24 protein-coding genes are annotated in these 23663 nt (G+C 71.4%); 9 read left to right on the forward strand and 15 right to left on the reverse strand.

The window, feature by feature from the left end; genetic code table 11:
• Positions 1-3: 3 nt before the first annotated feature.
• Positions 4-486, forward strand: a complete 483-nt coding sequence (locus tag NV263_RS24760) for a hypothetical protein (protein WP_263249021.1) — start codon at positions 4-6, stop codon at positions 484-486.
• Entirely contained in the window at positions 483-674 is a 192-nt protein-coding gene (locus NV263_RS24765) for a hypothetical protein (RefSeq protein WP_263249022.1), read from the forward strand. Before NV263_RS24760 ends, NV263_RS24765 begins: the two co-directional genes overlap by 4 nt.
• 10 nt (positions 675-684) lie before the next feature.
• On the opposite strand, the gene NV263_RS24770 is transcribed toward NV263_RS24765, so the two are convergent.
• Positions 685-1311, reverse strand: a complete 627-nt coding sequence (locus NV263_RS24770) for a nucleoside/nucleotide kinase family protein (protein WP_263249023.1) — start codon at positions 1309-1311, stop codon at positions 685-687.
• Between the two features lies 1 nt (position 1312).
• Positions 1313-2692, reverse strand: coding sequence for a sugar porter family MFS transporter (locus NV263_RS24775; RefSeq protein ID WP_263249024.1), 1380 nt, complete (start codon positions 2690-2692; stop codon positions 1313-1315).
• A 142-nt stretch (positions 2693-2834) separates the two neighbouring features.
• Between NV263_RS24775 and NV263_RS24780 the strand changes: the two genes are divergently transcribed.
• Entirely contained in the window at positions 2835-3833 is a 999-nt protein-coding gene (locus NV263_RS24780; protein WP_263249025.1) for a LacI family DNA-binding transcriptional regulator, read from the forward strand.
• Positions 3834-3836: 3 nt separating this feature from the next.
• Here NV263_RS24780 and NV263_RS24785 read toward each other — a convergent pair whose 3' ends face one another.
• The 7 genes from NV263_RS24785 to NV263_RS24815 all read right to left on the reverse strand — a co-directional run bounded on the left by NV263_RS24785 (position 3837) and on the right by NV263_RS24815 (position 9408).
• Positions 3837-5033 carry an MFS transporter gene (locus NV263_RS24785; protein ID WP_263249026.1) on the reverse strand — a complete coding sequence of 399 codons (1197 nt, stop codon included), beginning with the start codon at positions 5031-5033 and terminating at the stop codon, positions 3837-3839.
• A 115-nt stretch (positions 5034-5148) separates the two neighbouring features.
• A complete protein-coding gene (locus tag NV263_RS24790; protein ID WP_263249027.1) occupies positions 5149-5979 on the reverse strand; it encodes an ESX secretion-associated protein EspG in 831 nt (276 codons plus the stop codon).
• A 1-nt stretch (position 5980) separates the two neighbouring features.
• A complete protein-coding gene (locus tag NV263_RS24795) occupies positions 5981-7213 on the reverse strand; it encodes a hypothetical protein (RefSeq protein ID WP_263249028.1) in 1233 nt (410 codons plus the stop codon).
• 10 nt (positions 7214-7223) lie between these two features.
• On the reverse strand, positions 7224-7823 hold the full coding sequence (locus NV263_RS24800) for a DUF3558 domain-containing protein (RefSeq protein ID WP_263249029.1): 600 nt from the start codon (positions 7821-7823) through the stop codon (positions 7224-7226).
• A gap of 11 nt (positions 7824-7834) precedes the next feature.
• On the reverse strand, positions 7835-8209 hold the full coding sequence (locus NV263_RS24805) for a hypothetical protein (protein ID WP_263249030.1): 375 nt from the start codon (positions 8207-8209) through the stop codon (positions 7835-7837).
• A gap of 128 nt (positions 8210-8337) precedes the next feature.
• The gene (locus tag NV263_RS24810) at positions 8338-8520 is read right to left on the reverse strand and encodes a DUF397 domain-containing protein (protein ID WP_263249031.1); all 183 of its coding nucleotides are present in this window, start codon (positions 8518-8520) and stop codon (positions 8338-8340) included.
• A 48-nt stretch (positions 8521-8568) separates the two neighbouring features.
• Positions 8569-9408: a helix-turn-helix domain-containing protein gene (locus NV263_RS24815; protein WP_263254355.1), complete on the reverse strand. Its 840-nt coding sequence runs from the start codon at positions 9406-9408 to the stop codon at positions 8569-8571.
• Positions 9409-9585: 177 nt separating this feature from the next.
• Here NV263_RS24815 and NV263_RS24820 point away from each other — a divergent pair, with 177 nt between their 5' ends.
• The 5 genes from NV263_RS24820 to NV263_RS24840 all read left to right on the forward strand — a co-directional run bounded on the left by NV263_RS24820 (position 9586) and on the right by NV263_RS24840 (position 13461).
• Positions 9586-9804, forward strand: a complete 219-nt coding sequence (locus tag NV263_RS24820; RefSeq protein WP_263249032.1) for a hypothetical protein — start codon at positions 9586-9588, stop codon at positions 9802-9804.
• Between the two features lie 362 nt (positions 9805-10166).
• On the forward strand, positions 10167-10559 hold the full coding sequence (locus NV263_RS24825; RefSeq protein WP_263249033.1) for an SseB family protein: 393 nt from the start codon (positions 10167-10169) through the stop codon (positions 10557-10559).
• Positions 10559-11056: a hypothetical protein gene (locus NV263_RS24830; protein ID WP_263249034.1), complete on the forward strand. Its 498-nt coding sequence runs from the start codon at positions 10559-10561 to the stop codon at positions 11054-11056. The genes NV263_RS24825 and NV263_RS24830 overlap by 1 nt, the downstream gene beginning before the upstream one ends.
• A 9-nt stretch (positions 11057-11065) precedes the next feature.
• Positions 11066-12826: a putative T7SS-secreted protein gene (locus NV263_RS24835; RefSeq protein WP_263249035.1), complete on the forward strand. Its 1761-nt coding sequence runs from the start codon at positions 11066-11068 to the stop codon at positions 12824-12826.
• Positions 12823-13461: a hypothetical protein gene (locus tag NV263_RS24840; RefSeq protein WP_263249036.1), complete on the forward strand. Its 639-nt coding sequence runs from the start codon at positions 12823-12825 to the stop codon at positions 13459-13461. The genes NV263_RS24835 and NV263_RS24840 overlap by 4 nt, the downstream gene beginning before the upstream one ends.
• A 75-nt stretch (positions 13462-13536) precedes the next feature.
• On the opposite strand, the gene NV263_RS24845 is transcribed toward NV263_RS24840, so the two are convergent.
• Genes NV263_RS24845 through kdpF form a run of 6 tightly spaced genes read right to left on the reverse strand, consistent with a single transcriptional unit; the run spans position 13537 to position 21251 of the window.
• On the reverse strand, positions 13537-14217 hold the full coding sequence (locus NV263_RS24845) for a response regulator (RefSeq protein ID WP_263249037.1): 681 nt from the start codon (positions 14215-14217) through the stop codon (positions 13537-13539).
• Positions 14214-16787 carry a sensor histidine kinase gene (locus NV263_RS24850; RefSeq protein ID WP_263249038.1) on the reverse strand — a complete coding sequence of 858 codons (2574 nt, stop codon included), beginning with the start codon at positions 16785-16787 and terminating at the stop codon, positions 14214-14216. The genes NV263_RS24845 and NV263_RS24850 overlap by 4 nt, the downstream gene beginning before the upstream one ends.
• A 22-nt stretch (positions 16788-16809) precedes the next feature.
• Entirely contained in the window at positions 16810-17418 is a 609-nt protein-coding gene (locus NV263_RS24855; protein WP_263249039.1) for a potassium-transporting ATPase subunit C, read from the reverse strand.
• Positions 17419-17430: 12 nt separating this feature from the next.
• A complete protein-coding gene (kdpB, locus tag NV263_RS24860; protein WP_263249040.1) occupies positions 17431-19497 on the reverse strand; it encodes a potassium-transporting ATPase subunit KdpB in 2067 nt (688 codons plus the stop codon).
• On the reverse strand, positions 19494-21155 hold the full coding sequence (kdpA, locus tag NV263_RS24865; RefSeq protein ID WP_263249041.1) for a potassium-transporting ATPase subunit KdpA: 1662 nt from the start codon (positions 21153-21155) through the stop codon (positions 19494-19496). The genes kdpB and kdpA overlap by 4 nt, the downstream gene beginning before the upstream one ends.
• Positions 21156-21251 (reverse strand): K(+)-transporting ATPase subunit F, encoded by a 96-nt coding sequence (kdpF, locus tag NV263_RS24870; protein WP_263249042.1) that lies wholly within the window; start codon positions 21249-21251, stop codon positions 21156-21158.
• Positions 21252-21685: 434 nt separating this feature from the next.
• Between kdpF and asnB the strand changes: the two genes are divergently transcribed.
• The gene (gene asnB, locus NV263_RS24875; protein ID WP_263249043.1) at positions 21686-23524 is read left to right on the forward strand and encodes an asparagine synthase (glutamine-hydrolyzing); all 1839 of its coding nucleotides are present in this window, start codon (positions 21686-21688) and stop codon (positions 23522-23524) included.
• Positions 23525-23663 lie beyond the last annotated feature (139 nt).

Here is a 23663-nt window from a genome sequence, read left to right on the forward strand (position 1 = left end):
CCGATGGACCCGACAGCGCTGGAAGACCCGGATGCCCGCCCGAAGGGCCTGGTCGTGCTGGCCTCGTCCGGCATGGTGGTGGCGACCGTGTTCGCGACGACCGCCGCGATGGTCGCCGGGTCCCAGCTGCGGCACGAGGCCGCCCCGGACTTCACCCTCGCGCCGACCGCCACTTCCCGGCCGAGCTTCTCGACGTACCCACCGCTGCCCGCACCGCCGCTGCCCCCGCCGCCGAGCGCGATGACGTCCGCAGTGGACACCACCACGTCCACCACCCGGACGGCCCGGACCACCACGACCTCGGCCGAGGAGCCGACCACGACGGCGACCAGGACGACCACCCCGTCGGAACCGTCGCCGACGCCGACCAGAACCACCGAACCCACGACGACCTCGCACCGGCCGCCCACGTCCTCGCACCCGCGTCCGACCACCACGACCGAGCCGACCACCGAGACCGACGCGCCGGAGACCAGCGAGCCGTGAACCAGCTCGCGACGCACGCCTGCCGGTCCCTGTGCTCCTGGCACCGCACGCCCAGGCTCCTCGACGGCATGCCGCTGCTGGCCTGCCGGGGCTGCGGCTCGCAGTGGGTCCGCACCGAACCGTGGACGCCCATCGACCACACCGGCCGCATCCCCGACGAAGTCCGCGCCGAACTCCGCCGCCGCTGAACCCGGTCGCCTACGGCACCGGATCGCCGTCGACGACGAGGTCCGCGCGGATCCGGGTCGGCGAGACGAGAGCGGCGTTGCGCTCGTCGCTGCGCAGGACCCACTCGCGGGCCTCGTCCGGGCTGCGGCCGTAGCGGACGTGGCGGTCGACGAGGCGCTGCACGCGCAGGTCGTCGTCCGGGGCCAGGAACCACGCCTCGTCGAGCAGCTCGCGGACGGGCGACCACGGGTGGGAGTCCAGCAGCAGGTAATTGCCTTCGGTGATCACCAGCGGCACGTCCGGCGGCACCGGGATGGCGCCCGCGTAGGACTCCTCCACCTCGCGGTGGAACTCCGGGGCGTACACCGTGTCCGGGCCGGCCTCGCGGATGCGGCGCAGCAGCGCGACGTAGCCCGCCGCGTCGAAGGTGTCCGGGGCGCCCTTGCGGTCGTGCCTGCCGAGACGGCGCAGTTCCGCCTCGGCGAGGTGGAAGCCGTCCATCGGGACCAGCACGGCAGCCGGGCCCAGCTCGGCCAGCAGCCGCTCGGCGACCGTGCCCTTGCCCGCGCCGGGAGCCCCCGCGATGCCGAGGACGCGGCGCCGGCCGGTCTCAGCCAGCGCCCGCGCCCGTTTGACCAACTCGTCGAGCCGGACCACGTCACTCGCCCTTCCGACCGCCGCGCAGGGACTTCTCGATGTCCTCCAGGCTACGGCCCTTGGTCTCCGGCAGGTTCCGGTGCAGGTAGACCACGCCGAGGATGCCGAGCACACCGTAGATCCAGAACAGGCCGGTGGGGGTGAACATCTGGATCAGCGTCAGGACCGACACGGAGATGAGGAAGTCCAGCGCCCAGTGGGTCACGGTGCCCGCGCTGGCGGCCTTGCCGCGCACCGCGGTCGGGAAGACCTCGCTGTTGACCAGCCAGATCGCCAGGCCGAGGCTGGCCGCGAACGCCGCCTCGTAGAGCATCAGACCGATGGTCAGCAGCCCGCCCAGGCCGTGCGTGCTGGGCAGCAGGTACAGCCCGCCGAGTCCGAACAGGACGACGATCACCACGCTGGTCCCGCCGATGAGCAGCGGTCGGCGGCCGACCTTGTCGATGAGCAGCAGCGCGATCACGGTGAAGATCATGTTGGTGGCGCCGATGCCCACCGAGGACAGGATCGACGCGGAGTCGCCGAGCCCGGCCTGCTTGAGGATCGTCGGCGCGTAGTAGATGACCGCGTTGACGCCGACGAGCTGGTTGGTCGCGGCGACGGCGATGCCGAGCAGCACGGCGGGGCGCAGCCGGGGCCGGAACAGGTCCCGGTAGGAGAAGCGCTGCTCCTCGCGCATCGTTTCGGAGATCTCGGCGAGTTCGGCCTCCGCCTCCTCCGGGGTGCGGGTGAGCAGCAGCGCGGCGCGGGCCTCCTCGCGGCGACCGCGCGCCAGCAGCCAGCGCGGGCTCTCCACGAGCTTGAGCAGCCCGAGGAACATCGCGATCGACGGGACAGCGGCCAGACCGAGCATCATCCGCCAGTTCCCGCTGTCGGCGTAGGCGTAGCCGACCAGGTAGGACACGAAGATGCCGATGGTGATCATCAGCTGGTTCAACGACACCAGGCGACCGCGCACCGCGGGCGGCGCGATCTCGGCGATGTAGGTCGGCACCACCAGCGAACTGGTGCCGATCGCCAGGCCGAGCAGCACCCGGGCCACCACCAGCAGCTCGGTGTTCGGCGCCAGCGCGGACAGCAGCGCCGCGACGGTGAACACCGCCGACACCGCCAGCAGGGTGCGCTTGCGGCCGAGCCGGTCCACGACCGCTCCACCGCCGAGCGCTCCGACGATCGCGCCGAGCAGCAGGGAGGCGACCACCCACTGCTGCACCGCCTCGCTGAGCGCGAAGACCTTGCTGATGTAGAGCAGCGCTGCCGAGATGACCCCGGTGTCGTAGCCGAACAGCAGGCCGCCCAGCGCGGCGACCGCGGCGGCTCCGGCGACGGTTCCGCGGCCCCCGCGGACTCCGGCCGCGCGGTGCAGCTGTGGAGTGCTCATGTCCTGTCGCCTTCCTGGCCCTGCGGGCCGGCGGGCCCGCACTCGACGTTGAGTGGTCAGGAACGTAAACCTGTGTTAAGCGCTTGCGCAAGCGCTTAACTGCTATTGTCCGAATCACTCCCGCAGGCAGAGAGGAGGGTCGATGGCGACCCTGGCCGACGTGGCCCGCTTGGCGGGCGTGTCCACCGCGACGGTGTCGCACGTCGTCAACGGCACCCGCAACGTGCGGCCGGAGACCCGGCGCCTGGTCGAGGAGGCGATCGAGGAGACCGGCTACAGCCAGAACACGCTGGCGCGGTCGCTGGTCACCGCCAGCACCAAGTCGATCGCCGTGGTCATGTCGGCGATCAGCAACCCCTACTTCGGCCAGGTGTTGCAGGGCATCGAGGCCGAGGCCGTCGAGCACGACTACACGCTGCTGCTCGCCGAGTCCCGCGACGATCCGGACCACGAGCTGCACGTGGTGCGCAGCATGCGCGCCCGGCGGGTGGACGGCCTCGTCCTCGCACCGTCCGCGGACCCCGAGCGCGCTCTGGAGTACGCGAGCGCGCAGGGCATCCCGACGGTGCTGGCGGACCGGATCGTCGACGACCGCTACGACCAGGTGGGCCCGGAGAACACCGAGCCCACCGCGCAGCTGGTCGACCACCTCGCCGCGCTCGGTCACCGCCGCATCGGCATCGTCGCCGGGCGCACCGGTCTGTCCACCACGGACGAACGGCTCGCCGGGTACCGGGAAGGCTTGCGGCGCAACGGAATTGAGCACGAACCCGAGCTCGTCGTGGAGGGCCGGTCGGAGACCGACCCCGGCGCCCGCGCCACCGCGGAACTCCTCCGGCGCCGCCCGACCGCGCTGATCACCGCGAACAACGGGATGACCGTCGGCGCCATGCGCGCGCTCGGGGAAGCCGGTCTGCGGGTGCCCGACGACATCGCGCTCGTCGGCTTCGACGACTTCCCGTGGGCGAACTGGTTCTCGCCGCGGCTGACGGTGATCGCCCAGCCGTGCGCGGACATCGGTTCGCTGGCGGCCCGACTGCTGCTGCGGCGCATCGCCGACCCGGACGTACCGCCGGAGACCCACCGCCTGCCGCCCCGCTTCGTGCACCGCGACTCCTGCGGCTGCGGCCTGCGGTCCTGACCGTCACAGCCCGCGCAGGCGTGGCGCGGCGAGCACGACCACGACCGCCACGAGGACCGCGGCGCCGAGGATGACGCCGCCCAGGGAGGTCAGCGCGGCGACCGGTCCGGCCAGACCCGCGCCGAGCGGCATCAGCCCCCAGGCGAGGACGCGGTGGGCGCTGGTCACGCGGCCCATCATCGCCCGGGGCGTGAGGCGCTGGCGGTTCGCCGCCGAGAGCACGTTCCACGTCCCGGCGCCCAACCCCATCACGAAGTAGGCGGGCCAGGCCGCGGCCGGAACCCGCACACCGCCCAGCAGCGCGATCCCGGCGGCCAGCACGAGCAACGCGCCGATCATCACCCGCCCGCCGCCGAACCGGCGCGCCAACCGCGACGCGGCGGGCGTGGCCAGCACCGTGCCGATCGCCGTGCACACCAGCAACGTCGGGACCGCGGCGGCGGGCATCCGCAGCTCCTCCACCGCGTACAGCACGGCGACGGTGTTCACGGCGCTGGTCAGCAGCGCGGTCAGGCCCACCACCCCGACTACCGTGCGCAGCGCGGGATTCCGCGTCAGGAAGCGGAGTCCGGCGAGCACCTCGGCACCCAGCCGGCCGCGCTCCGACGACCGCTCGGCCGCGTTCGGCACGCCCGCGACGCAGCACGCGGCAGCGCCGAAGGACAACGCGTTCGCGGCGAAGCACAGCGCGGGTTCCCACGCGAACAACGCCGCCGCGGCGAGCGGGCCGGCGATCTCGACCCCCAGCGTCTCGATGCTGACGAACCGCCCGTTCGCGCGTTCCAGGTCCTCCGGCCCCGCCAGCGCCACCAGCACCGTCTGCGCCGCCGAGTCCGCGAACGTCTCGGCGCTGCTGAGCAGGAACGCGCACACCAGCAACGCGGGCAGCCCGGCCGCCCCCGCCGACGCCAGCAGGACGAGCACCAGCGTCACCGCGCAGCGGAAGGCGTGCGCGCTGATCAGCGCGCTGCGCGGCCGCCACCGGTCGACCAGCGCCCCGGCGGGAAGCGCCACGAGCAACCACGGCAGCACCTCGGCGACGGCGACCGCCGACACCGCCACGGCGTCCCGCGTGCTCACCGCGGTGTACAGCGGCAGGGCGGCGGCCCGGACCCCGTCCCCCACCGACGTGACCGCCCACGCGACCAGCAGCGCCCGGAACGAACGGGAACGCACTCCTCGCCCGACGTCGCCGGTCACCGGACCACGCTCCCTCACGCGCCCACCGAAGGTCCCCGACGCTAGCGAACCCGCCGGAACGCCCACCAGACGCCGAACGGGCTTCCCGGGAGCGCGGTGCGTGCGGGTGGCGGGCTCAGACGCCGAAGGGCGACGCCAGTTCGCCGTCGGCGAGTTCGGTGAGCAGCTCCCGCACGTACTCGGCGATGCGCTGGTTGTCGGCCGGGGCGAGGGTGCTCCAGCGGCGCCCGTCGCCGCTGGTGCGCACCACGTGGAGGTAGCGGCCGGCGGGCGTGTCGTGGAAACCCACCACGCGGGGCGCCCGGTCGGCGTGGCCGCCGCGTTGCGGGCGGAACTCCGCGCCGAACTGGCCGCGCACGCCCATGCCGTCGGACATGCGCACCACCTCGGCCGCGTCGTCGGCGGGGACGCCCAGCTCGCGCAGCTCGTCGACGAACCCGTGCGGGTCGTTCGGCCCGGCCGCGTCGGACGCCTCGCGCAGGACCTCGTTGGGCAGGCTCACCGCGCGTCCCGGCCCGGCCGCGACGTCCCCGGCGACCGAGACCGCCGCCTCCGCCAGCGAACTCGCCCGCACCGGGGTCAGCTCGACCGCGTCACCGTCCACGATGGACAGGAGTGCGCCCTCGCCGTCCGCCGTGGCGGCCAGCGCGCGGATCGGGCGGTCGGCCCAGATCCGCACGTCGATGCTGCGCCGCGGCCGGTCCAGCAGTGCCAGCAGGTCGCCGAGCTCCGCGTCGACGCGGTCGCCGCCCGGTTCGGCGAGGTGCCGGGCGCGCAGTCCCGCCCACACGTCGGCGACGATCCGGGCGCGTTCGGTGAACGTCGCGCCGGGGCTCGGCACGTCCAGCACGATGTGCCGCCGATCGGCGAGGTTCGCCGCCTCGCACAGCACGTCGAACTCGGCGACCGACAGGGTGACCGGGTCGGCTTCTGCTCCGGGACGCACGTCAGCCCTGCTTCTCCGGCCCGTCCGGCTCACCGGTGCCGCCGAGGACCGGTGGGGCGGCCAGGCGCTCGTCGTCGAAGGGGGTTTCCTCTGCGGTGTAGCGGTTCTCGTGCTCCTCGTCCTCGGCGGCCTTCTTGCCGCGCGTCGCGGCCGGGCCCATCACCGAACCCGCCGCGGGACGGCTGCCCGGGGAGCTGCCCGCGGTGCGCCCCGCGGTGGTGTCGCCGGGGCCACCGCCGATCCCGGAGGAACCGCCGCGCCCCGGCGTCGCGGCCCGGCCCTCGGCCGCCGCCCCGCCGCCGCGCGCGGCACCGCCCTGGCCGCCGAGCAGCCTGCCCGCCGCGACCGCGCCGATGCCGGCGACGGCGGCGCCGCCCGCGCCGATGCCGAGCACCCCGCCGAGGCCGATCCCGGAATCGCCGCCCTCGGGGGCGGGATCGGCGTTCCCGCCGGGTTCGGCGGAGTCCGCGCGGTGGTCCTCGGTCCCGCTGCGCCCACCGGCGGACGGCTCGTCGCTGCCGGCGCGTCCGCCCCCGGACGTGGACCGTTCCCCACCGAGGAACCCGGTCGTCGACTGCTCGGCGCCGAGGAAACCGCCCCCGGACGCGACGGCGTCACCGCCGAAGCCGGGCGCACCGACGGTCGGCACGGCCCCGGGAGGACCGGCCGAGGCCGCCACCGTGGGAGCGGGCATCTGCGGCAGCGGCTGGTACTGCTGGGCCTGCGTGACCGTGGTGTCGCGGTACGAGCCGAGCGCCGCCTGCGCGGCCTTCTTGCGCCCGTCGATCTGCTTGGCTTCCGCGTCGTAGTCGCTCTCGTAGCCGAACGCGCCGCCGGCCCACTCGAAGAAGTTCTCCGACTGCTTGTGCCGCAACTCGTCGCTGTTCGGCAGGCTGTGCTTGGCCGAGTCGAACCCGCGGCCCTGCGCCTCGACGCTGCGCGCCGACCCCCGCAACGGGTCCTGCGCCTGCTGCATGACCACCGACCGCTGCTGCGCCGCGGCCTGCGCGAGGTCACCGGCGTTGCCCTCCCAGGCGATCCCGAGCTTGCCGAGTTCGGTGCGCAACGTGTCGTCCAGGTCGACGACGACCTGCACGCACTGGTCCAGGGCCTGCACCGCGCGGTTCATCGACTCCGAACCGCGCCCCTGCTTGATCTTGCCGATCCAGTCGGTGAGCTGCGGGATGTCCATCCCCTCGAACCGAAGATCGCGAATCGGGTCGACACCGGTCACGACGTTCCCCCTAGCCCTGCCCCTGCAACGTCGTCACAGCGGCCTCGGCGGCTTGTTTGGCTTTGGTGCACATGTCCTGGTTCGACATCGTTCCGTTGACGTTCGGGCTTACGAACGCGTCGAGCGTCTGACCATCGGCCACGTCGACATCCACGTTGCAGCCCAACTGCTCGAAACCACCGCCACGTTGCCCCTGCGCGGCGGGGAAACCGGCGCCGACCGCGTACGTGGCCGCGGTGTCGGGGGACTCGTCACCCCGCTTCGCCCGGAAGTCGGCCATGCTCATGGGAACCGCTCGGACGGCGACCGAATAGCCCGTCTGCCCTGTCTCACCCGACCAGATGCAGCCTGGGAAGTCGTTGGTGCCGTCCTTGGCCACCGGGCGAGGACGAGCGATCTGCAACTGCGATTGCTGTTCTTCGGTGAGGAGCTTGCACAAGTCCGCGTCCTGCTTGCCCGCGAGGCTGAGGTCCTTCGGCCTCGATGTCTTGGTTTCGGGCTTCGGAGCAGAGGTCGTCGGTGCCGGGTCCGGGCCGTTGACTGTGCAGCCACCGATCGTGACCGCCACGAGCCCGAAGCCGATCAACACCGAGTGAACGCGCGTTGGCACCTGCGCTCCCCTCACATCTGCCTCGCCTGGGCGTTGAACGAGGCGGTGATCTCTTCTTCGGTGTAGCCGTACTGCTTCGCGGCCTCTTCCAGCTGTTCTGCGAGTTTTTGCACGTTGTCGACGTACTGCCTCAGCCGGTTGTAATGCGAATCGGGGTTGAGCACCAGATTCCCGTTCCAGACGGCCGCGGCTGTGCTGCTGATCCGGTCGTCGGCAGGCGCGGAGATCGCCAGGTCGTACTGGAGAGCTTCCAGCCGGTCATGCGCATGCTCCACCGCTTGCAGGATCACCTTGCGCGCCTGCAGGACGTTGTCCTTGTTGACGGTGATGCTCTGGCCCGGGCCGCCGGGTGCCGGTGGCGGCGGAGGTGGTGCTGGTGTCGTCATCGCGGAAACCCCCAGGTCGGCGTCTGATCACCGGCAGATCACGCAGACAGTAGCAGCGGGGTTCCGCGCTGGTCAGCAGGTTCCGGAAACTTCACGCGAACCCCACGGAACCGCTGCGCGACCACGCATCAGAGCCGTGCCACGAAGTCGCGCCAGCGGGCCGTGGAGAAGACGAGGACCCCGCCCTCGGGGTCCTTGGAGTCCCGCACCCCGACAGCAGCGCCCTGCCGAGCGACCTCCACGCAGTTCGAGTTGGCCGAGCTTCGGCTCGATTTCCGCCACGCGACGCCGGAAAAGACGACGAATGTCATGGACGCATGATGTCACGCCGAACGCATTGCACGTGACCACCGAAGGCACTACGAGACCAGCTCGCGCAGCAGGTCGAGCGTCTCCTCCGGCCCCAGAGCGAGCTTTTCCAGCTCCTGCCAGGTCGACACGTACGACTCGACCTGCTCATCCTCTTCGAGGAACATGCTGACCAGCTTGCTCTCCAGCCACACCAGGCTGGGGTCGGCATCGTATTCCAAGATCACGAACGGGCCGTTCAGGCCGGGGTGCATCCGGTCGCTCCGCATCACCTGGAGCGTGATGTTCGTTCGCTCGGCCTGAGCGACGAGGTGCCGCAGTTGACGTTCCCGGGCACCGTCCTCCTCCAACGGACGTTTTAGGACGTCTTCCTCGACAATGGCGTGGAACTGGACGGGTTCGGCCTTGGTCAGAAGTGTCTGCCGCGCCATTCTGCACGAGACGAGCTCGTCGATGTTCCCGTCGACCAGTTCGCCGCCGGTCGCCTCGATGATCGAGCGAGCGTACTCGGCGGTCTGGAGCAGGCCTGGCAGCATGAGCGGTTCGTAGTTCCGCAGCGCGGTGGCCTCTTCCTCGAAGTCGGTCCAGGTTTGCCAGTCGGCGGGGAGATTCGCGTTCCGCATGCGGAGCCAGCCGCGTTGTTCGGCGTGACGGGCGATGTCCAGCAGCTCGACGCGGCGCTTGCGCGGGACGCGGAAGAAGTCCAGGAGTTTCTCCAGATCGTCCTGGTAGATTCCGATCTCGGCGGCTTCGATGCGGTTGAGCTTGCTGCCCGACATGCCGAGCGCCCTGCCCACTTCCGCAGCGCTGAGACCGCTGTCCGCACGGAGTCGGCGCAGCGTGCGGGCGAGTCGACGGGATCGGGCGGACGGACCAGCGCGTCGGGGCATCGGAATTCTCCTCACCTCAAGCAGAACGTGAAGTGAGCTTGACACGAGACTGGGCGCGTTGACGATCACCTGATCGCGTAGTTGCGGACAAATGTGCGTCCACGCAATTCTGACTTCGTCCACGAAACCACCAGTCCAAGGGAGGCAGCCATGTCCCTGAACCGCGCGGAGTCGCCGGTGCGCGAGGAGGAGCCGAAGCGGGAGTGGTTGTTGCGGTGTCAGGATTCACGAGGTCACGTCTCGGTGTGCTCGATTTCCGTCGGTGCGGGGGAAATGGAGATATGCGGTCCTGACGAGGGCGCTTTCTTCCGGCTGCATCCGTGGGAGGTCGCGGCTTTCCGGCGTGCGTTCGACGAGGCCGTGGTCCGGGTCGAGGCGGACCTGGCGAGTTCGTGACCGGACGAGCGGTCGCGCGGGCTGCGCAGGAACGCACCGCCGTTCGGAGCAGGAGCGGCAGTGGTGATCCTTACACGGGGAGCCGCGGCGGATCCGTGGTAGCGCGGCGGTGTCCCCTTGCTACGGTGCCGTGCGTCTTGTCGTGTTCCACGTTGGGGAGGGCGTGGCTCGATGAAGCCGAATGCTGCTCAGCCGGGATCGGGTCCCGGCTCCGGCCGGATTGTGCGCTTGTCCGGCGGATTGCTCGACACGTCGGTCGAAACCGCACGTCACCGTCGCGAGAACGGGCTCGCGTGATGGACACGTCTTCGATGTCCGGATCGTTGGACAGGGCGGCGCCCACCGAGATTCTCCTTGCCGCTGTGGCACGGTTCGTCCGCGGTGAGATCGACTTCGACGAGGTGCTCGCGGCGTTGCACGCCGCGCCACTGCTGGTGGAACGCACCAGCGCGGAGTCACACCAGGTGTTGTCCGTGCGCTACCAGGGCATGCCGTGGCTGCCCGCGTTCGCCACCGTCGAGCACCTGGCCGCGTGGAAACAGCTGTGCGGCCAGGGTTCCCGGCCGGTGCACACCGGTGAGCTGACCGGTCACCAGCTCCTGCACGAGTGCCTGCCGCAGCTGGAGCCGGGCACCGGCGTGATCCTCAACCCGGGCTCGGATCTGTCACTGGCGCTGCCACCGGTGGCGGGCATCGTCGGCCCCGAGCTGGCCGTCGACTACGAAAACCTGCTCAAGGCGGAAGGAGTCCGGTAGTGGCACAGCCCGGGGCGGGGTTCGGCGTGGACCTGAACGCGCTGGCCGAGGCCGAACGAGGCGTGCGCGACGCCGTCGCCGAACTCAACGAGATGTACGGGTGGGGCGGTGGCGAGGCGAACGTGGGCGCCGAGGGCCGCGGTCTGGAGCACCTGCACGAGTCCGCAACCCCGGACACCGTGGGCCACGACGGTCTGAGCGGCGCCCTGGCCCTGTTCGTCGAGAAGTGGACCTGGGGCGTGAAGTTCCTGGTGGAGGACGGGGTGGACTGCGCCGACGCGTTGCGCGACACCCGCAGCGTCTACGAGAAGGCCGACGACGCGGCCGCCACGGCCGTCAAGCGCGTCCTGCACGTCTTCGGCGGCAATCCGATGGAGGACGCCGACGCCTGGGACAACAAGGACTGGTCGCAGATCCGGGGCGAGACGGCGCCGGACTGGAGCGCCGAATCCGCGCGGCATGCCGAGCAGCAGATCCACCAGACGTTCGGCGGGTGACGCACCGTGGTGTCCAACACGAGCAGTCTCGGCGATGACCTCGCCGAGGCGAAGCGGGCCATCAGCGATGGTGCCCACGCGGTAGGCGTCGCCCTGGGGCTGGTCGAGGGCGACGTCATCCCGGGCGACCCCGCCAAGATGCGGGAGGTCGCCGACCACCTCAGCAAGCTCGGTTCCGGGTTCGAACGCGCGGGCCAGGGGTTCAAAGCCATCGACGACGGCGGCTGGAAGGGCCACGCCGCCGACCAGTTCCGGTCCTATTTGGACACCTGCCCGCCGAAGTGGTTCAGCGCCGCGGACGCGTTCACCTCGGCCGGGCGAGCCGTCGCGCAGTACGCGGAGGTGCTGGCCGAGGCGAAAGCCGCCGCGCAGCGCGCGAAAGAGCAGCTGGAGAAGGCGAAACAGACCAGCGAGGCCGCGCGCGAACGCCACAACGCCGAGGTCGACGCCTATAACCAGCGCGTCGAGGCCGCGAACGCCGGTGGTCCCGAGCCCGGTCCGGTGCCGGGCCCGTTCACCGACCCGGCCGCCGCCGATCGCGAGGCCGCCGAGCAGGCCATCCGGGACGCCAAGGCTCGTGTCCAGGCCGCCGGGGAACAGGCCGCCCGCGCCCTGATCGCCGCCTGCGAGGACGCGCCCGCCGAACCCGGGCTGCTGACCAAGCTCAAGGAGAACTTCACCGACTCGCTGGAATCGGGCGGTCGGCTCCTGGGATCGGTGGTCGGTGGCGCACTCGACGCGGTGGGTGGTCTGGTGCAGCTGGCGCGGATGATCGCGCCCTTCGACCCGTACAAGTTCACCCACCCGGCCCAGTCGGCCGAGGCCGCCGCCACCCTGGCGATGGGCCTGGTCGGGGCGGTCAAGGACCCCTACGCGGCCATCAAGACCACTGTGGACATCGACGGCTGGAAGAACCAGCCGGGCAGAACCCTGGGCAGCTGCATCCCCGACGCCATCGCCTCGCTCGCCGGAGGCGCCGGAACGGCCTCCCGAGTCGCCTCCACCACCCGCCGCCTGACCAAAGGCGCCCGCGAACTCGGCGGGCGAGCGGCCAAGTCCGCAGGGCACTTGGAACCACCCACGCCGCACCACCCGCCGGTGCGTGAGGCGCCGACGCCCCAGCACTTGCCAGGCCACGATCCGGGGGAAGCGTTCCGAGAGGCCCAAGCGTACGTGTCTCAACACGGCGACCCGCTCAAACTGGGGCAATCCGACGTGTGGGATCTGGACAAGGGTGCCGACGAGCTGCCCAAGGGCCTTACCCGACAACCGATCGACAACTACGTGGAAGACCCGCGTTTCGTCTACGAAAAACTCGACCCGGACAAGGACGCCCTATTTCGCAAGGTCGAGGCCAAGGATCTGCCCCCTGGTGGGATCGACGGGCTTTTCAAAGACGGCGTGTCGGCCCGCCATCCGGACGCCGCCGCAGACCTGCCGCACCTCGGTGCGCACGTTGCCGGCGCCGCCGGCGAAACACCGTTCATCTCCACCACCAACAGCCTCGGCCACGCCCTTGCCCGGGACGGGGGCCTGGCCGAAGGGGATGTCATCCTGGACATACGCGCCCGCGAGGCCATCCACGGTGACGCGACATTCCGCTTGCAGGAAGGGGACACGTTCATGTCCCACGGCGAAGGCGAACGGCTATTCATACGGGAAATCCCCACCCACCAGGTACGCGGCGCATGGACGGTGGTCAATGGGCGACCGAGCTGGATCCCCAACCCGCACTTCGATCTGAACCGCATCCACAGGGGCACGCGATGACCACACCCAAGGGAACCATCACGCGCGAGACCATGATCGGTCCGTTTCCGCTGCCGAAGGTCACCGACGAGCTCCGCGCCGAGGCGCGGAGCAAACAGCCCGGCGAGTGGATCGTGTTCGCCGACCCGGCCGTGCGGCCCGGGGTGACACCGCCGCGCTTCGCTGTCCAAGGCGGCTACCAGGTCGGCAATGGTGGGAGGCTCACTGACTACCACATCAACCCGGCGTACGAGCCTTCGAGCGTGCTCACCGGGTTCAAGTTCGCCAACGGGCTGGAGCTGACCCTGTGGAGGACGTTGCACGGCTACAACCCGCTGGGCATGCTCGCGGACAGCTTCTACCACGCCGAACTGCTCGCCTACGGCGACAACTCCGCCGGGATCCCCGTGGTCACCGACCCCTCCGACAGCACGTCGGTCATACCGGTGTGCACCTCCGCGCAGTGGACCGCATGGGAGCAGACCCACCCCGTCGAAGGATCCACCATCCTGTCGCTCGCCGAGCAAGCCCGGGACGTGCTCGTGGACATCAACCCCGGCACCACGTTGTCATTGCGGTTGTCCCTGACCACCCTTGCCGGTCTGATCACGTCCGACACACCCCATCTCGTGAGCAGGCCCCACCCCGATCGATGAACACCGCGGACCGTCACGGTGCTCGGGTGGTTCGTCGCGACCACCGACACGTCGAGCACGTGACCCCTCCGCGCCTCACCCCTCGAACCGATACCCCATCCCGGGTTCGGTGATGAGGTAGCGGGGGTGGCTGGGGTCGGGTTCGAGCTTGCGGCGCAGTTGGGCCATGTAGACCCGCAGGTAGTGGGTTTCGTTGGCGTACTGCGGGCCCCAGACGTCCTTGAGCAGTTGCTTCTGGCCGATGAGGCGGCCGGAGTTGCGGACCAGGACCTCCAGCACGCCCCACTCGGTGGGGGTGAGGTGGACCTCGACGCCGTCGCGCAGCACCTTCTTCGCCGACAGATCGATGCTGAACGAGTCGGTGCGCATCACCGGCTGGTCGTCGGCGGAGCTGGTGCTGGCGCGGCGGACCGCGGCGCGCAACCGGGCGAGGAGTTCGTCCATGCCGAAGGGTTTGGTGACGTAGTCGTCCGCGCCCGCGTCGAGCGCCTGCACCTTGTCGGTGGAGTCGGTGCGGGCGGACAGCACGATGATCGGCACCGTGGTCCAGCCGCGCAGCCCGGCGATGACCTCGCCGCCGTCCATGTCGGGCAGTCCCAGGTCGAGCACCACCACGTCCGGCTTGCCGTCACCGGCGGCGCGCAGCGCGGTCGCGCCGTCGACCGCGGTGAGCACCTGGTAGCCGCGGGCGGTGAGGTTGATCCGCAGCGCGCGCAGCAGCTGCGGTTCGTCGTCGACGACCAGAACCCGTGTCATCGTCTCCCCTGTGATCGGTGTGCGCTCGTGTCGTCCGGCCGGGTCGCGGCGGGGAGCGCGAGCACGATCGTCAGCCCTCCGCCCGGCGTGTCCTCGGCCCGGATGGTGCCCTGCATCGCCGCCATGAAGCCCTGCGCCACGCTCAGCCCGAGCCCGATCCCGGCGACGCCGCTGGAGTCGCCGCGCTCGCCGCGCTCCCCGAGCCGCTCGAACGGCGCGAACACCGCCTCGGCGGTGCCGTCGGGCAGTCCGGGTCCGTGGTCGACGACCCGCAGTTCCACCCACGACGCGTGTTCGCTGGCCCGCACGTGGACCAGGCCGCCGTCCGGACAGCCGTACTTCAGCGCGTTCTGCACGACGTTGGCGACCACGCGGTCGAGCAGGCCGACGTCGGCGAACACGGCGGGCAGCGACTCGTCGATGTCGACGTCGACCGACCGGCGCCCGTCGAGCCCGGCGAGCGCGCGGGCGACGACCTCGTCGTAGCCGACCGGGCGCAGCCGCGGGGCGACGGCACCGGTGGCCAGCCGCGAGGAGTCGAGCAGGTTGTCGACGAGTTCGGTGAGCCGGTCGGCCGACTCCTCGACACCGGCGAGCAGTTCCTCGGTGTCCTGTTCGGACAGCGCCAGTTCGGGGTCGCGCAGGCTGCTGACCGACGCCTTGATCGAGGCCAGCGGGGTGCGCAGGTCGTGTCCGACGGCGGACAGCAGCGCGGTGCGCAGCTGGGTGGCGTCGGCGCGGCGCTGCGCCTCCCGCGCCTCGGCGGCCATCCGCTGCTGGCGCAGCGCGAGCAGCGCCTGGCCCGCCGCGCCCTCCAGGACCGTCCGGTCGGCGGCGGGCAGCGGCTTGCCGCCGGGGCGGCGCAGCGCCAGGTGCACGTCCGGGTTGACCTCGATGTCCACATCGGACTTCTCCGGGCGGTCGCACGGGTTCGGTCCGGTGCAGGCCGCGACCTGCCAGGTGCCGCCGTCGCGCTCCAGCAGCGCTGCCGAGGACAGGCCGAAGTTCTCCACCACCTTCTCCAGCAGGCGCGACAGCGGATCGGGGTGGGTCAGCACGGTGCGCGCGTAGGAGGTGATCAGCGCCGCCTCGGTGCGCGCGTCGGCCGCCCGCTCGGCCAGCCGCGCGGCGCGGTCGACCATGAACGCCACCAACATGCCCACGATCATCATCGCGACCAGCGCGACGACGTTCTGCGGATCCGACACCGCCAACGAGTAGCGGGGCGGGCTGAAGAAGAAGTTGAGCAGCCCGCCGGACAGCAGGGCGGCGGTGAGCGCCGGGGCCATCCCGCCGACCATCGCGACGATGACGGTCGCCAGGAAGTAGCCGACCACGTCGGCGGACAGCGCGACGTCGCCGTAGGCGAACGCCACGCCGGTGACCAGCACGGGCAGCAGCACCGCCAGCACCCAGCCCCACAGCTGGCGGGTCGACGACAGGGGGTTGCGGGCCAGGCCGTGCAGCAGCCGCCGACCGCCGCCCGCCTCGGGGTGGGTGACCATGTGCACGTCGATGGACCCGGACTTCTGCACCGTGGTCGCGCCGATGCCCTCGTCGAACATCCGCGCCCAGCGGGACCGCCGGGACGTGCCGAGCACCAGCTGCGTGGCGTTCGCACCGCGGGCGAACTCCAGCAGCGCCTCGGGCACTTCGTCGCCGACGACGGAGTGGAAGCTGGCGCCGACCGCGTCGGCCAGCTCGCGGGCCCGCGCCAGGCCGGTCGGCGACGCGCCGGCCAGTCCGTCACCGCGCAGCACGTGCACGACCTGCAACTCGGCGCCCGCACGGGCCGCGATGCGGCGGGCCCGGCGGATCAGCGTCTCGCTCTCCGGGCCGCCGGTGATGGCCACCACGACGCGCTCGCGGGTCTCCCAGGTGTCGGTGATGCGCTTCTCGTCGCGGTACCGCCGCAGTGCCACGTCCACCTGGTCGGCCAGCCACAGCAGCGCGAGTTCGCGCAGCGCGGTGAGGTTGCCGGTGCGGAAGTAGTTGCCGAGCGCGGCGTCCACCCGGTCGGCCGGGTAGATGTTGCCGTGCGCCATCCTGCGGCGCAGGGCTTCCGGGGTGATGTCGGCGAGTTCGATCTGCCCGGCCCGGCGGACCACCTCGTCGGGCACCGTCTCCTGCTGGCGCACCCCGGTGATCGACTCGACGACGTCGTTGAGGCTCTCCAGGTGCTGCACGTTGACCGTGGACAGCACGGTGATGCCCGCGTCGAGCAGTTCCTCGATGTCCTGCCAGCGCTTGGGGTTGCGGGAGCCGGGCGCGTTGGTGTGCGCGAGCTCGTCGACCACGGCGACCTCGGGTGCGCGCGCCAGCACCGCGTCGAGGTCCATCTCGGTGAGCTCGACGCCGCGGTGCTCGACGCGCCGGCGCGGCACCTCCTCCAGTCCGTCGAGCAGCGCGCCGGTCCTGCGGCGCCCGTGGGTCTCGACGAAGCCGACGACGACGTCGGTGCCGCGCTCGGCGCGCCGGTGCGCCTCGGCCAGCATCGCGAACGTCTTGCCGACCCCCGGGGCCGCGCCCAGGTAGATCCGCAGCTCGCCGCGTCTGCGCCCGTTGTCCACGCGTCCAGTCTCCTACGACCTCTCAGCGGTGGGCCGCCCGCCGAACGGCGACGTTGAGGTCCGTCACGTCCACCGCGCGGTCGGTGAGCAGTCCGCCCGAGGTGTTCTCGGCGACCAGCCGCCGCACCTCGGCTTCGCCGAGCCCGGTCACCCGCGCCACGCGCGGCACCTGGATTTCGGCGTAGGCGGGGCTGATCTGCGGGTCGACGCCGCTGGCGGACGCGGTGACCGCGTCCGGCGGCACCTGCGCCGGCGCGACCCGTTCGCGGGCCGCGATGGCGTCGCGGCGCTGCCGCACCGCCGCCAGCAGGTCCGGGTTGCTCCCGCTCCGGTTGGAGCCCCCGGTCACCGACGGGTCGCCCGGCCCGAGCGGACCGGGCGCCGAGGCCGACGGCCGGGTGTGGAAGTACGGGTCGCGGGCCGGGTCGGCGGGGACGGGGTCGATGCCGATGAGCGACGAGCCGACCGCCTTCCCGTCGACGACGACCTGCGAGCCCTCGGCGTTGGCGACCAGCCCGGGCAGACGGCTGACGCCCCACACCGCCAGCGGGTAGGCGACGCCGAGCACGACCGTCGCGACCAGCAGCAGCCGCAGCCCGGCCAGGGTCTGCCGCAGCAGGGTGTTGTTCATCGGTGCCCTCCCTCAGCCGATGCCCGGGACGAACCGGAGCACCAGGTCGATGAGCCAGATCGCGACGAACGGCGTGACGATGCCGCCGAGGCCGTAGACCAGCAGGTTGCGCCGCAGCAGCGCGGCGGCGGTGGTGGGCCGGTAGCGGACGCCGCGCAGCGCCAGCGGGATCAGCGCGACGATGACCAGCGCGTTGAACACCACCGCGGACAGGATCGCCGAGGTGGGCGTGGCCAGCCGCATCACGTTCAGCGCGTCCAGCTGCGGGTAGATCGCCACGAACATCGCGGGCAGGATGGCGAAGTACTTGGCCAGGTCGTTGGCGATGCTGAAGGTGGTCAGCGCGCCGCGGGTGATGAGCAGCTGCTTGCCGATCTCGACGATCTCGATGAGCTTGGTCGGATCGGAGTCGAGGTCGACCATGTTGCCGGCCTCCTTGGCGGCGGCCGTGCCGGTGTTCATCGCCACGCCGACGTCGGCCTGCGCGAGCGCCGGGGCGTCGTTGGTGCCGTCGCCGGTCATGGCGACCATCCGGCCGCCCTCCTGCTCGCGGCGGATCAGCGCCAGCTTGTCCTCGGGCCTGGCCTCGGCGAGGAAGTCGTCGACCCCGGCCTCGGCGGCGATGGCCTGCGCGGTGAGCCGGTTGTCGCCGGTGACCATCACGGTGCGGATGCCCATCGCGCGCAGTTCGGCGAACCGCTCGCGCATCCCGGGTTTGACCACATCGGACAGCCGGATCACGCCGACGACGCGGGTCCCGTCGTCGCCGCGTTCGGCCACCACCAGCGGAGTCCCGCCCTGCGCGGAGATCCGCTCCACTTCGTCGTCCACTTCGGACGGAAGTCCGCCCGCCCAGGCGCGCACCGCGCTCGCGGCTCCCTTGCGGATCTGCCGCCCGTCGATGTCGATGCCGCTCATCCGGGTCTGCGCGGTGAACGGCACCGACTCGGCGGTGCGTTCGGCGCCTTCGGCCTCGGCGGGCAGCCCGTGCTCGGTGACGCAGAACTCGACGATGCTGGAGCCTTCGGGCGTCGGGTCGGCGAGGCTGGACAGCCGCGCCACCCGGGCCAGTTCGGCCACCGGGGTGCCGTCGACGGGGATCAGCTCGGTGGCCCGCCGGTTGCCGAAGGTGATGGTGCCGGTCTTGTCCAGCAGCAGCGTGTTGACGTCCCCGGCGGCCTCCACCGCGCGCCCGGACTTGGCGAGCACGTTGCGCTGCACCAGCCGGTCCATCCCGGCGATCCCGATCGCCGACAGCAGCGCGCCGATCGTGGTGGGGATCAGGCACACCAGCAGCGCCACCAGCACGATCACCGACAGCAGCGATCCCGAGTAGCCCGCCATCGGCTGCAGGGCGACGACCGCGAGCAGGAAGAGGATCGTCAGCGTGGCCAGCAGGATGGTCAGCGCGATCTCGTTCGGCGTCTTCTGCCGCTGGGCGCCCTCCACCAACGCGATCATCCGGTCCACGAACGTCCCGCCGGGCTCGGTGCTGACCCGCACGACGATCCGGTCGGACAGCACGGTGGTGCCCGCGGTGACCGCCGAGCGGTCGCCGCCGGACTCGCGCACCACGGGCGCGGACTCGCCGGTGATCGCCGACTCGTCGACGGTGGCGATGCCCTCCACCACGTCGCCGTCGCCGGGGACCACCTCGCCCGCCTCGACGACGACCAGGTCGCCGACGTGCAGGTCGGTGCCGGGCACCCGCTCCTCGACGCCGTCGACCAGCCGCCGCGCGGTGGTGTCGGTCTTGGTGCGGCGCAGCGACTCGGCCTGCGCCCGGCCGCGCCCCTCGGCGACGGCCTCGGCCAGGTTGGCGAACAGCACGGTGAACCACAGCCACGCGGCGACCGCGATGCCGAACACGCTCGGGTCGGTCACGGCCAGCACGGTGACCAGCACCGATCCGACCCACACCACGAACATGACCGGGTTGGCCAGCTGGTGTCGCGGGTGCAGTTTGCGCAGCGCCTCGGGCAGCGAGGTCCACAGCTGGCGGGGGCTGAACGCGCCCGCGGACAGCTTGCGCGCGGCCGGTTCGGTCTGCGCGCGGGGTTCTTCCAGGGTGGTGGTCATGCGAGTGCCTCCGCGATGGGACCGAGGGCGAGCGCGGGCAGGAACGTCAGCGCCGCGACGAGGACGACAGTGCCGCCGAGCAGCCCGGCGAACAGCGGGCCGGTGGTGGGCAGCGTTCCGGCGGTCTCGGCGACCCGCCGCTGCCGCGCCACCGATCCGGCCAGCATGAGCACCGCCAGCATCGGCACGAACCGGCCCAGCAGCATCGCCACGCCCAGCGCGGCCTGGAAGAAGTCGCTGGTGGCGGTCAGACCGCCGAAGGCGCTGCCGTTGTTGTTGCCCGCCGAGGCGAAGGCATAGAGCACCTCGGAGAGCCCGTGCGGACCGCCGTTGGTCATCGCCTGCCGGGTGTCCGGCAGCGCCAGCGCCGTCCCGGTGCCCAGCAGCACCACCACCGGCATGGCGAGCACCGAGACCGCGGCCGCCGTGACCTCCCGCCGCCCGAGCTTCTTGCCCAGGTACTCGGGGGTGCGGCCGACCATCAGCCCGGCGAGGAACACCGCGATCACCGCGAGCACCAGGATGCCGTACAGCCCCGCGCCGACCCCGCCGGGCGCGACCTCGCCGATGAGCATGTTCAGCAGCGCCACGCCGCCGCCGAGCCCGGTGTAGCTGTCGTGCATCGAGTTCACCGCACCCGTCGAGGTGCCGGTGGTGGCGACCGCGAACAGCCCGGACAGGAAGACGCCGAACCGGGTTTCCTTGCCCTCCAGGGCACTTCCGGCGGCCAGTGTCGCCGGGCCGTTCGGGTGGCTCTCGGCCCACCAGACCGCGGCGAGCGTCAGCGACATCAGCGCGACCATCACCGACAGCAGCGCCCGGCCCTGCCTGCGGTCGCCGACCAGGGTGCCGAAGGTGCGGGTCAGGCTGATCGGGATCACCAGGATCAGGAAGACCTCCAGCAGGTTGCTGGCCCCGTCGGGGTTGGCGAACGGGTGCGCGGAGTTGGCGTTGAGCACGCCGCCGCCGTTGGTGCCCAGCTCCTTGATCACCTCCTGGCTGGCGATCGGCGCGGTGGCGATGGTGTGCGCGTGGCCGTCCAGCCCGACGACGTGGATGCCGGCGGCCAGGCTCATCGCCCCGCCGAGCGCCACCAGCAGCACCGCCGCGGCGAACGCGATCGGCAGCAGCACCCGGGTCACGCCCCGGGTGATGTCCACCCAGACGTTGCCGATCCGCTCGTCGGCGGAGGCGGCGAACCCGCGCACCAGCGCGATCGCCACGGCCATGCCCACGGCCGCGGACACGAAGTTCTGCACGGTCAGCCCGGCCATCTGCACGGTGTGCCCGAGGACCTGTTCGGGCACGTAGGACTGCCAGTTGGTGTTGGTCGCGAAGCTGACCGCGGTGTTGAACGCGGTGGCCGGGTCGACCGGGCCGCGCCCGAAGCTCAGCGGGAGCCACGGTTGCAGCCGTTGCAGCAGGTACAGCAGCACGATGGAGGCGAACGAGAAACCGAGCACGCCCGCGGCGTATCCGGTCCAGCGCTGCCGGGAGTCGCCGTCGACCCGCACCAGGCGGTAGACGGCCCGCTCCACCCGCCAGTGCCGGTCGCTGGTGTAGACGTGGGCGAGGTAGTCACCGAAGGGCCGGTGCACGGCCGCGATGACCAGGACGAGGAGGCCGGCCTGGACCAGGCCGACCGAGAGGGGACTCATCTAGAACTTCTCCGGCCGGATCAGCGCGACGAACAGGTAACCGATCAGCAGTAGTGCCAACGCGCCACCGGCGGCGTTGGCCAGCAGGACGCTCACAAGCGCTCCAAACCTCGCAGGGTCAACGCCAGGGCCGCGAACCCGGCGACAAGCAACACGGCGTAGGCCAGATCAGCCACCGCTGCGCACTCCTCACATCGAAACGGCGAGGCGGGACCATCCCGCCGCCGTACAGCGAAGCTCCCGCGACGGCCCGGCCCAAGGGCCCATGACGGCTCCTTGACGCCCGCGACCCGGGCGTTTACGGAGCCTTGATGTCACCCATTCGGGCGATACGGGCGGTGCACCCCCAACCCGTTTCGACGGTTCTGCACGATTCGTGAGTGGGCGACTTCACCCCGTCATGTGGTTTCGTCGATGCAACGATCTAGTTAATCTCGCTAAAGAACCTGTGAGCGGCGCCTCACAGGGCCATTTCGTCACTCCCCGGCGCGACGAACGGAATCCGATAAGAGCAGCGAACGGAGCAGTTCATGTGCGGCATTTCCGGCTGGATCGACTTCCAACGCGACCTCACCCGCGAGCAGTCCGTGATCGACGCGATGTGCGAGACCATGGCCTGCCGGGGACCGGACGCGGGCGGCACCTGGGTGCGTCCGCACGCCGCGCTGGGACACCGACGACTCGCGATCATCGACCTGCCCGGCGGCGCCCAGCCGATGGAGGTCGACACCCCCGACGGCAAGGTCGCCATCGTCTACAGCGGTGAGACCTACAACTTCACCGAGCTGCGCGACGAGCTGCGCCGCCGCGGCCACCGCTTCGACACCGACAGCGACACCGAGGTCGTGCTGCACGCCTACCTGGAGTGGGGCGCCCAGCTCGCGGAACACCTCAACGGCATGTTCGCCTTCGCCGTCTGGGACACCCGCACCGACCAGCTGCTGCTCGTCCGCGACCGGATGGGCATCAAGCCGCTGTACTACTACCCCACCGAGCACGGCGTGCTGTTCGGCTCCGAGCCCAAGGCCATCCTGGCCAACCCGCTGGCCGAGAAGGTCGTCGGCGCCGACGGGCTGCGCGAGCTGTTCGCCATGACCAAGACCCCCGGCGCCGCCGTGTGGGAGGGCATGCGCGAGGTGCAGCCGGGGACCATCGTCACCGTCGACCGCAAGGGGCTGCGCGAGACGACCTACTGGCAGCTGCGGGCCGTCGAGCACACCGACGACCAGCGCACCAGCGTCGCGCACGTGCGCGAACTGCTCGACGACATCGTCGCCCGCCAGCTGATCTCCGACGTGCCGCGCTGCGTGCTGCTGTCCGGCGGCCTGGACTCCAGCGCCATCACCGCGCTGTCCGGGCAGCAGCTGGCCCGCAAGGGCGAGCAGGTCCGCAGCTTCGCCGTCGACTTCGTCGGCCAGACCGAGAACTTCCAGCCGGACCCGATGCGCGACACCCCGGACGGCCCGTACGTGCACGACGTCGCCGAGCACGTCGGGTCCCGGCACCAGGACATCGTGCTGGACCCCGACACGCTCGCCGACCCGGCGGTGCGCCGCGCCTCGGTGGGCGCGCGGGACTTCCCGATGGGCCTGGGCGACATGGACCAGTCGCTGTACCTGCTGTTCAAGGCGATCCGCGGGCACTCCACGGTGGCGCTGTCCGGTGAGTCGGCCGACGAGGTGTTCGGCGGCTACAAGTGGTTCCACGACCCGCAGGCGCAGCAGGCCGACACCTTCCCGTGGCTGGCGATGTTCACCGACGTCCACCCGGGCGGGCGTTCCGAGGTGCTGGCCCCCGAGGTCCGCGCCGCGCTCGACATCGACACCTTCATCGCCGACAGCTACCGCCAGGCGGTGAGCGAGGTGCCCCTGCGGGACGGCGACAGCGACTTCGAGCGCCGGATGCGGATCATCTGCTACCTGCACCTGACCCGGTTCGTGCGCATCCTGCTGGACCGCAAGGACCGGATGAGCATGGCGGTCGGCCTGGAGGTCCGCGTGCCGTTCTGCGACCACCGCCTGGTCGAGTACGTCTTCAACACCCCGTGGTCGCTGAAGACCTTCGACGGCCGGGAGAAGAGCCTGCTGCGCCACGCCGCGGCCGACGTGCTGCCGAAGTCCGTGGTGGAGCGGGTCAAGAGCCCGTACCCGTCCACCCAGGACCCGAAGTACGCGGCGGTGCTGCAGAAGCAGGTCGCCCAGCTGGTCTCCGACGGCGACCCGGCGCTGGCCCTGTGCGACGAGAAGTGGATCAACGAGGCGATCAAGCAGGACCCGGCCCAGATCGACACCTTCGCCCGCCACACCTTCGAGCGGGTGCTGGACATGTCGGTCTGGTTCGACATCCACCACCCGACCGTCAAGCTCTGACCGCAACACCGCGCCGCCCGGCCGGGGCCACCCGGCCGGGCGGTGTCGGCAGAGCCTGCGGAGTGCCTGGCTTCGAACCCGCTTCCGGCAGGAGGTTCCGGCGCCGGCACCGCCACGCACGACGAGTTCGAAGACAGGC

Source organism: Saccharopolyspora rosea (assembly GCF_025643595.1).
GTDB lineage: Bacteria > Actinomycetota > Actinomycetes > Mycobacteriales > Pseudonocardiaceae > Saccharopolyspora > Saccharopolyspora rosea.

Excerpts from the sequence above, each read along its gene's own strand:
- kdpA (WP_263249041.1), bottom strand. The coding sequence starts at position 21,155 with ATGAGTCCCCTCTCGGTCGGCCTGGTCCAGGCCGGCCTCCTCGTCCTG.
- NV263_RS24805 (WP_263249030.1), bottom strand. The coding sequence starts at position 8,209 with ATGACGACACCAGCACCACCTCCGCCGCCACCGGCACCCGGCGGCCCG.
- NV263_RS24780 (WP_263249025.1), top strand. The coding sequence starts at position 2,835 with ATGGCGACCCTGGCCGACGTGGCCCGCTTGGCGGGCGTGTCCACCGCG.
- NV263_RS24840 (WP_263249036.1), top strand. The coding sequence starts at position 12,823 with ATGACCACACCCAAGGGAACCATCACGCGCGAGACCATGATCGGTCCG.
- NV263_RS24775 (WP_263249024.1), bottom strand. The coding sequence starts at position 2,692 with ATGAGCACTCCACAGCTGCACCGCGCGGCCGGAGTCCGCGGGGGCCGC.
- NV263_RS24810 (WP_263249031.1), bottom strand. The coding sequence starts at position 8,520 with ATGACATTCGTCGTCTTTTCCGGCGTCGCGTGGCGGAAATCGAGCCGA.
- NV263_RS24845 (WP_263249037.1), bottom strand. The coding sequence starts at position 14,217 with ATGACACGGGTTCTGGTCGTCGACGACGAACCGCAGCTGCTGCGCGCG.
- kdpB (WP_263249040.1), bottom strand. The coding sequence starts at position 19,497 with ATGACCACCACCCTGGAAGAACCCCGCGCGCAGACCGAACCGGCCGCG.
- NV263_RS24815 (WP_263254355.1), bottom strand. The coding sequence starts at position 9,408 with ATGCCCCGACGCGCTGGTCCGTCCGCCCGATCCCGTCGACTCGCCCGC.
- NV263_RS24760 (WP_263249021.1), top strand. The coding sequence starts at position 4 with ATGGACCCGACAGCGCTGGAAGACCCGGATGCCCGCCCGAAGGGCCTG.
- NV263_RS24855 (WP_263249039.1), bottom strand. The coding sequence starts at position 17,418 with ATGAACAACACCCTGCTGCGGCAGACCCTGGCCGGGCTGCGGCTGCTG.
- asnB (WP_263249043.1), top strand. The coding sequence starts at position 21,686 with ATGTGCGGCATTTCCGGCTGGATCGACTTCCAACGCGACCTCACCCGC.